The sequence below is a fragment of the Streptomyces sp. NPDC047072 genome, from assembly GCF_040643855.1.
Taxonomy (GTDB): Bacteria; Actinomycetota; Actinomycetes; order Streptomycetales; family Streptomycetaceae; genus Streptomyces.
In genome coordinates this window covers 1-6849 of the sequence record NZ_JBEYVC010000303.1, presented here as the reverse complement: position 1 = coordinate 6849, position 6849 = coordinate 1, and the positions used below count along the sequence as shown (strand labels likewise).

The 6849-nt window shown below is 68.7% G+C and carries 6 protein-coding genes and 1 pseudogene; 4 read left to right on the top strand and 3 right to left on the bottom strand.

Annotated elements, in window-relative coordinates:
* Positions 1-116 precede the first annotated feature (116 nt).
* The 3 genes from ABZ896_RS51530 to ABZ896_RS51520 form a co-directional block, all read right to left on the bottom strand.
* Positions 117-266, bottom strand: coding sequence for a hypothetical protein (locus ABZ896_RS51530; protein ID WP_360946078.1), 150 nt, complete (start codon positions 264-266; stop codon positions 117-119).
* Between the two features lie 140 nt (positions 267-406).
* Positions 407-2701 (bottom strand): tetratricopeptide repeat protein, encoded by a 2295-nt coding sequence (locus tag ABZ896_RS51525; protein WP_360946075.1) that lies wholly within the window; start codon positions 2699-2701, stop codon positions 407-409.
* 586 nt (positions 2702-3287) lie between these two features.
* Entirely contained in the window at positions 3288-4109 is an 822-nt protein-coding gene (locus tag ABZ896_RS51520) for an AbfB domain-containing protein (RefSeq protein WP_360946072.1), read from the bottom strand.
* Positions 4110-4286: 177 nt separating this feature from the next.
* Between ABZ896_RS51520 and ABZ896_RS51515 the strand changes: the two genes are divergently transcribed.
* The 4 genes and pseudogenes from ABZ896_RS51515 to ABZ896_RS51500 all read left to right on the top strand — a co-directional run.
* The gene (locus tag ABZ896_RS51515) at positions 4287-5282 is read left to right on the top strand and encodes a sulfotransferase (RefSeq protein WP_360946069.1); all 996 of its coding nucleotides are present in this window, start codon (positions 4287-4289) and stop codon (positions 5280-5282) included.
* Positions 5283-5394: 112 nt separating this feature from the next.
* Positions 5395-5715: a multidrug efflux SMR transporter gene (locus tag ABZ896_RS51510; RefSeq protein ID WP_360946066.1), complete on the top strand. Its 321-nt coding sequence runs from the start codon at positions 5395-5397 to the stop codon at positions 5713-5715.
* Entirely contained in the window at positions 5715-6257 is a 543-nt protein-coding gene (locus ABZ896_RS51505; protein ID WP_360946063.1) for a TetR family transcriptional regulator C-terminal domain-containing protein, read from the top strand. Before ABZ896_RS51510 ends, ABZ896_RS51505 begins: the two co-directional genes overlap by 1 nt.
* A gap of 64 nt (positions 6258-6321) precedes the next feature.
* Positions 6322-6773: pseudogene (locus ABZ896_RS51500) on the top strand (sigma-70 family RNA polymerase sigma factor); the annotation flags it as partial.
* Between the last annotated feature and the right edge of the window lie 76 nt (positions 6774-6849).

Here is a 6849-nt window from a genome sequence, read left to right as displayed (position 1 = left end):
AACGCTCGACTGGGAAACCCCAGCCGAGCGCCTCGCTAAGCTCCTCGCAACAGCCGCATGATCAGCGGTGTTGCCACGAACCCTTGAATTCGCCTCTTCCGGGGGCCTCGTTCTCTTCAGCGGCGCAGTGCACGGACGAAGGTCCGAAAGGCGCTGAGTCGCTGATTCCCGTGCAGCCCGCGGAGCGCCGCGAGGTAGGCCACCAGCAGGGAGAGCACGCAGGCCAGCGGGATGAGCAGCAGGAGGAGCACCTCGGGCAGGGACACGGTGGGCCTTTCGACGGAACCGGATGTGCGGACCGGGTGATCGAACTTCCGCGTGTGGCCGTTCGGCGCGTGACAACTCTGGCCGGACAGTCGTCATCGCAGGTCAAAGAGAGTGAACGAGATATCCGGACCGGTCTGGATCAGTACCGGACGTCACGGTCGGGATCGCGTGCGTCCTGCTCCCTGAAGGGTTTGAACCAGTCGTCCGGGCGCAGGTTCGCCAGGCGCATGTGCTGATTCACGCTGTTGCTCGGCTCTTCGATTCCCTCCATCCACGGCTTGTACAGCATCAGCACGTCGTGGTCCTCGAAGAGGAGGTCCTTGCAGGCGAACCAGTCGTAGTCGTCGGGTTGTTCGGGGAGTCCCTTGGTGAACTCCTCTGTCAGTTCGGGGCTGTCCTCCGTGATGGCGGCAGCGTGTTCCAGCGCGAGATGCAGTGCCATCTCCTCACCTGTGCAGCGGGGACGGGGCGGACTTCCCTGTTTGACGTCCGTGGCGAGGTCGTCGAAGGCCTGGATCATCTGCTGCCGCCAGGACAGGCTCTGGTTCCAGGTCTGTGCGGGCAGTACGTCGAAGCAGCCGATGCCCCAGTCCTTGGCTGTGATCGGTCGGTCCTGGAGTTCTTTCAGTCCCTCGGCGGCCATGTCCGCCTCGATCTCCAGAGCCGCCTCCAGAACGCCAAGCGTGCGGGGACTCGGGCGCCAGGGGGTCTCGTCCCACTCGTCTCCGTCGTCGTAGGGGACAGCGTGCTGTGGGGCATAGGCGAGCACGGGCTGGTTGAAGTAGGCAGCGGACGCGGGGTCGCCCAACTTGGCCGCGCGGCGGTAGCACTTGTGGGCCTTCCCGTACTTGCCGCGCCGTTGATAGAGGTTTCCGAGAAGTCGCAGGGACATCAGGTCACCGGCGTCGAAGGCGCGCCGGTACCACTCCTTGGCACTCTTGGCGGCTCCGTTCCACTTGCCTTCCCGTTCGGCCTCGTCGAGGAGATTCCGCAACGACTCCCCGATGCGCCGACCGCGCTCCTCGGGAGTTTCGTCGACGGGCCGGAATCGCCCTCGCCACTCGTTCAGGTATCCGAGGGCTCGCATCGCCACGCAGTCCCCGGCATCCGCGGCAATGAGGTAGAGCTTCTCAGCCTCCTCGTGGTTCTCCCGCATGAAGAACATCTGGGCCAAGTTCGTCGTGCACTCGCGGTGGCCTCTCCGCGCCCCTTCCAGATAGAGCTTCTCTGCTTCGTCGTACTCGCTGCGCTGATATGCGAGGAGCCCGAAACGGAGGTAGGAGTCCGGGACCTCCGCGTCGAGTGCTGTCTGCCACAGCATCTCGGCTTGTTCGTGCTCGCCGCGATCCTCGTGCAGACTGGCCAATCTGACAGCGGCGTCGGGGAGTCCGGAGTCATAAGCCCGGCGCCACCACTTCTCCGCCTTCTTCCGCTGTCCTTTGCGATGGCACCGAACTCCCAGGTTGAGCATGCCCCGAGCGTTGCCCGCCTTCGCCAGCCGACGCCACCACGCTTCTGCTTCCGTCTCCCTGTTCTGGTCCAGGAGGATGGAGCCGACGTACAACATGGAATCCACGTGGCCCGTCTCTGCGGACGGCAGGAAAGCGCGCAACGCCAGATCGCTCCGCTCGGCCCGGTAGCAGGAGACGCCGACGCTGTAGCGCTCCTGCACGGACCTCGCGTGTTCCACGGCAGCCTCACGGACGGCATCCGGTACCGGGGGTGCGTCGGGTTGCTGGGACAGCATGTCGACCAAGTAGTCGAAGGGCCGCCAGAGATCCTGTCCGGCGGGTATCAAGAGCCGACTCGCCCCGAGCGGGTCCTGACAGGCCCACGCCATGGCCTCGTCCAGCGGCTCCGGCGAGAGCATCACGCTCTCCTCGTCAGCGAGGTAGCCGTTGTGCAGGGAGACGATCAGTTCGGTGGATACCGGGCCGAGTCCCGAGCGGGCCAGGTCCACAACTGTCGACACCAGGGCGTGCCCGCGTGGATTGCCGCCCAGATAGCGGGCGTTGCGCCAGCGGTCCCAGAGAGAGGGGCCTGCGGAGACGTATTCCGCGACGCCGTAGCGTTCGTGGTGGCGCAGGGCTTCGAGGAGTCGTGGGTCGGACTGAGCCCGGGTGCGGGTGAGTTCGGTATCGCTCCATCGGCGTCGCAGGTCGATGATCTCGGCAGCCTTGAGTACCGGGTCGCTGAGATCGATCCGGGCGTAGACGTCGTCTCCCTTCGCTGTCCCCGTCTGCCGAGGCGCGCGACGGTTGTACTCGGACAGGCGCATGGTGGCGAGGAGGACAGCTCGGACATCCACCAGGTCACGCAGGACGGTCTGATCGAGCAGGGAGGGGCCGAGGTAGTGCTCGAGATCGTCCAGCCACACCACGCATCGGTGACCTTGACCGGCCAGGGCGCGCGCCTCCTCGAGACACGAGCTCACGGAGCTGCCGCGTCCCGGGCTCAGCAACCGCCGATCGGACAACACACGGCACATGGCCTCGAACGCGGCGCGAGACTTGCCGGCGGTGGAATCCCCTCTGATCAGTACCAGGCCGCCGGTGAGCGCTGCGGTTTCGAGGGCTGTGTCGATCTCGCCGTCGGCGTCTCTTTCGACGTACGGCGGCAGCGAACCGTGCTCAGCGGATGTGCGGGCTCGGCGCACACCCAGCAGGACCGGGTCGGCCTCATGTACGAGAATGCTTGACGGTTCGGCAGGGGATGGCGGTGATGGCGGAGCCGTCTGATTCCTGGTGTCCCGGTAGAGAGTCAGCCACTTCTGTCGTTTCAGGGAAAGGCCGGACAGCTCACTCACGACGAGGAGAAGGCTTTCCAGCGCTGCCCAGCTCTGCGGCCTACTGCGACCGGTCTGCCAGCTGCTCAGTGTCGCCCGAGTCAGATGTATCCGCCGAGGCTTGCGCGATGCCTCGACGATACGGTCCAGCGTGAGGCCGGAGTCCGAGATGAGACTCCGCACTGCGGCACCGAACTGCGGGTATTTGGACTTCGTCATGCGCCCCCCGATGGCTTCAGTCCAATCCTGCCACCAGCCGGAACGACGAGTCCGCCAGGTACTGGGAGCTGTACTCGAAGCGTTCCAGGCGGACGATGAAGTTCTTGTGGCGGAGGAAGTAGCCGGGGTAGTTGACGGATTCCAGCATGACCGCGCCGGAGGAGTAGGAGGAGGCGCGGGGGCAGAAGGTGGCGTCCTGTTTGAAGAGGGAGGAGCCGTCGTTGCGGGCGGCTCGCAGGACGAAGTTGCTGTGGCGCAGGTACTTGCCGTCGTGGGTGGTGAAGGAGTAACAGGAGGCGTTCGCCAGGCCCTTGACCTGCTTGAAGGTCGAGTCCTCGCGGGATTCCGAGCCGCGGACGGCGTCCAGGCCCACGTAGTACTCGGTCACGTGCCAGTAGCGGTCGGGGTAGTTGACCGAGCGGACCGAGAGGTAGGTCGCCGACGGCTTCGGCGCGGACGAACTTCCCTTGGTGGGCGACGACTTGGGCGGCTTCGGGGTGGCCGTCACCGTCTTGGTGGGGTGCGCCGCCTGTTCCTTCGGGGCCGAGGTGGTGGGGTCCGCCGCCGACAGGCCGCTCTTGCCCTCGGGGGCGCTGCTCGTCGCGGGGGGCTGCGAGGCGAAGGAGATCAGCCCGGGGCCGTCGGCCTGCTTGGGAGCTGATGCCGCGTCAGTCTCGTTGTCCGTCACGACGATCGCCGTGACGCACGCGGCTATGGTGGCCACCGCCAGCAGTCCGGCCAGATAGAGGCGTCTGGTTCCGGGGGTGCGGGAGGTGTCCAGGGTCCAGCCGTTCTCCCAGGGGCGGTCCTGGGGCGGCCGGGGGGTGTCTTGGGGCATGCGCTGTTCCTCCGGCGGCGCGACACGGCGGCCGCGGCTGTAAGGACGCGGTATGTGAACGGTGAAACAGTAGTGGTTGCCGGGGGGTGTGAGCAGCCCTTTGGAGTGAGCGGTTTCCACATTCCTTTCTCAGCGGGCTCCCAGTTCCGGCTCATCGGACCAGGCCAGCGTGGAAGGGTGTTCACCTCTGCACCCGCTTGTTCCGATCGCCCCGTCTTCGTCCTCGGCTGCCCCCGTTCCGGCACCACGCTCCTGCAGCTGATGCTGCACGCGCACCCCAGAATCGCGCTGCCCCCGGAGACGCGGTTCGTGCTGCCCGCCTACGAGGGCCGGTTGCGCTTCGGGGATCTGCGCGAGCCCGGAAACCGGGCCGGACTCGCCGCGTGGATCACCGGCCGCAAGGAGAGCCGCTTCCATGAACTCGGGCTGGACGCCGAGGCGGTGGCCGAGCGCATCGAGGGCGGGCCGCCGACGCTCGGTTCGGCGTTGGGCATCGCGCTGAGGTCGTACGCCGAACGGCACGGCAAGGCGCGCTGGGGCGACAAGCGGCCGGCGTACGCGCTGCACGTCGAGGAGATCCTGCGGCTCTTCCCGGACGCGCAGTTCGTGCACCTCGTACGGGACGGGCGGGACTGTGTCGCCTCCCTGCTCGGGATGCCCTGGTGGCACAGCGGCTTCCACGAGGCCGTCGCCACCTGGGCGCAGGTCGTGGACGTGACCCGGCGCCATGCCGTACGGCTCGGCCCGGACAGCTGGCACGAACTGCGCTTCGAGGACCTCGTCGCCGACCCGGAACGGCAACTCCGTGGGGTCTGCGCCTACTTGGGCGAGGAGTACGACCCCTCGATGACCGCCCCGCACCGCCTCGCGGGCAAGGCCGTACCCGCCCGCAAGACCTGGCACCGGCGCACCCACGGCGCCCTCGACACCACCCGCGCGGGCAGCTGGCGGCAGCGCCTGACGCCCGATCAGATACGGCTGTGCGACGCGGTGTTGGGCGACCGGCTGGTCCGCAACGGCTACGAGCTCAGCGGCGCCGTCCGGCCCGACCCCGCCGAGCTCCTGCGCCACCGCAGGGTCCTCGCGCTGCGCCGCGCCGCCCACGCCAAGCGGCGGGTCGTGGACCGGGTGGCGCGGGTTAGGGAGCCGGGGCCGGTGGCGGCGGCGCGATAGATCACGTACGGCGAAAAGCGCCCCCGGCGAGAGCCCTCGGCGCGATAGATCACGTACGCCGGACGCGCCCTCCCAGGGCCCGCCGCGCGCCGCGTTGTGTACGCTCGTACACATGGGATACCTGCTGCTCGCCGGAGCCATCGCCGCCGAGGTCGGTGCGACCACGGCCATGAAGTACACCGAGGGCTTCAGCCGGCTCGGGCCCTCGCTGCTGACCGTGCTCGGCTACGTCCTCTCCTTCGCGTTGCTCGCCCAGACCCTGAAGACGGTGTCGGTCGGCACCGCCTACGCGATCTGGGCCGGGGTCGGCACCGCGACCATCGCCGCCATCGGGATGGTCTTCCTCGGCGAGGGCATGACGGTCACCAAGGCCGCCGGGATCGCGCTGATCATCGTCGGGGTCGTCGTGCTGAACCTGGGCGGGGCCCACTGATGGCCCGCCGCCACGACCCCGAGCGCCGGCAGCGGATCATCGACGCGGCGATCCGGGTCGTAGGGGAGAAAGGGCTCGCGGGGCTGAGCCACCGTACGGCCGCCGCCGAGGCCGATGTGCCGCTCGGCTCGACGACGTACCACTTCAAGAGCCTCGACGAGCTGATGGTCGCCGCGCTCCGGCAGGCCAACGAGGGCTTCGCCAAGGTCGTCGCCGCGCGCGGCGGACTGGAGGACCCGGACGCCGACCTGGCCGTCGAACTCGCCGGCTGGATGGGCGAGTGGCTGGCCGGCGACCGCACCGGCGTCGAGCTAGAGTACGAGCTCTACCTCGCCGCCCTGCGCCGCCCCGCCCTGCGCCCGGTCGCCGCCGAGTGGGCCGACCACCTCGCCGCGCTGGTCGCCCGGCACACCGACCCGGTCACCGCGCGGGCGCTGGTCGCCCTGATGGACGGCATCTGCCTCCAGGTGCTGCTCACGGGGGTGCCGTACGACGAGGAGTACGCGCGGGAGGTCCTGGCGCGGATGATCCCGAGACCGTGAACTCTTCGGGCGCCTGCGGGTAACAGGGGGCGACACCGGCACACATACACACCAGGGGGGCCTTGTGAGCGGACCACCACCGTCCACGGAACGGACGGAGGACGACGCCGAGGTCGTCGCACAGTCGCTGGAGCAGCCCGAGCTGTTCGCCCGGCTCTACGACCGCTACGCCCCCGACATCCACCGGTACGCGGCCCGCCGCCTCGGCGACTCCGCGGCCGACGACATCACGGCGGACACCTTCCTGGTCGCCTTCCGGATCCGCTCCCGCTACGACCTCGCGCGCTCCAACGCGCGCCCGTGGCTCTACGGCATCGCGGGCAACCTCATCGGCAAGCAGCGCCGTACCGAAGTACGGGCGCTCAAGGCACTGGCCCGTACCGGGCGAGACCCGGTCGCCGGGTCCTGGGGCGCCTCCTGGGTCGAGGACACCGACAGCCGGATCGCCGCGCAGGGCCCGCTGGCCGGTGCCCTCGCGGGGCTGAGCGCGGGCGACCGGACGTGCTCAAGCTGCTGTGCGGGGTGCGTCGGGCCGCGAGCCTGCTGGAGGCACCGCCGACGCTGACGGTGCGCACGCCGTCCGGCGGTGTGC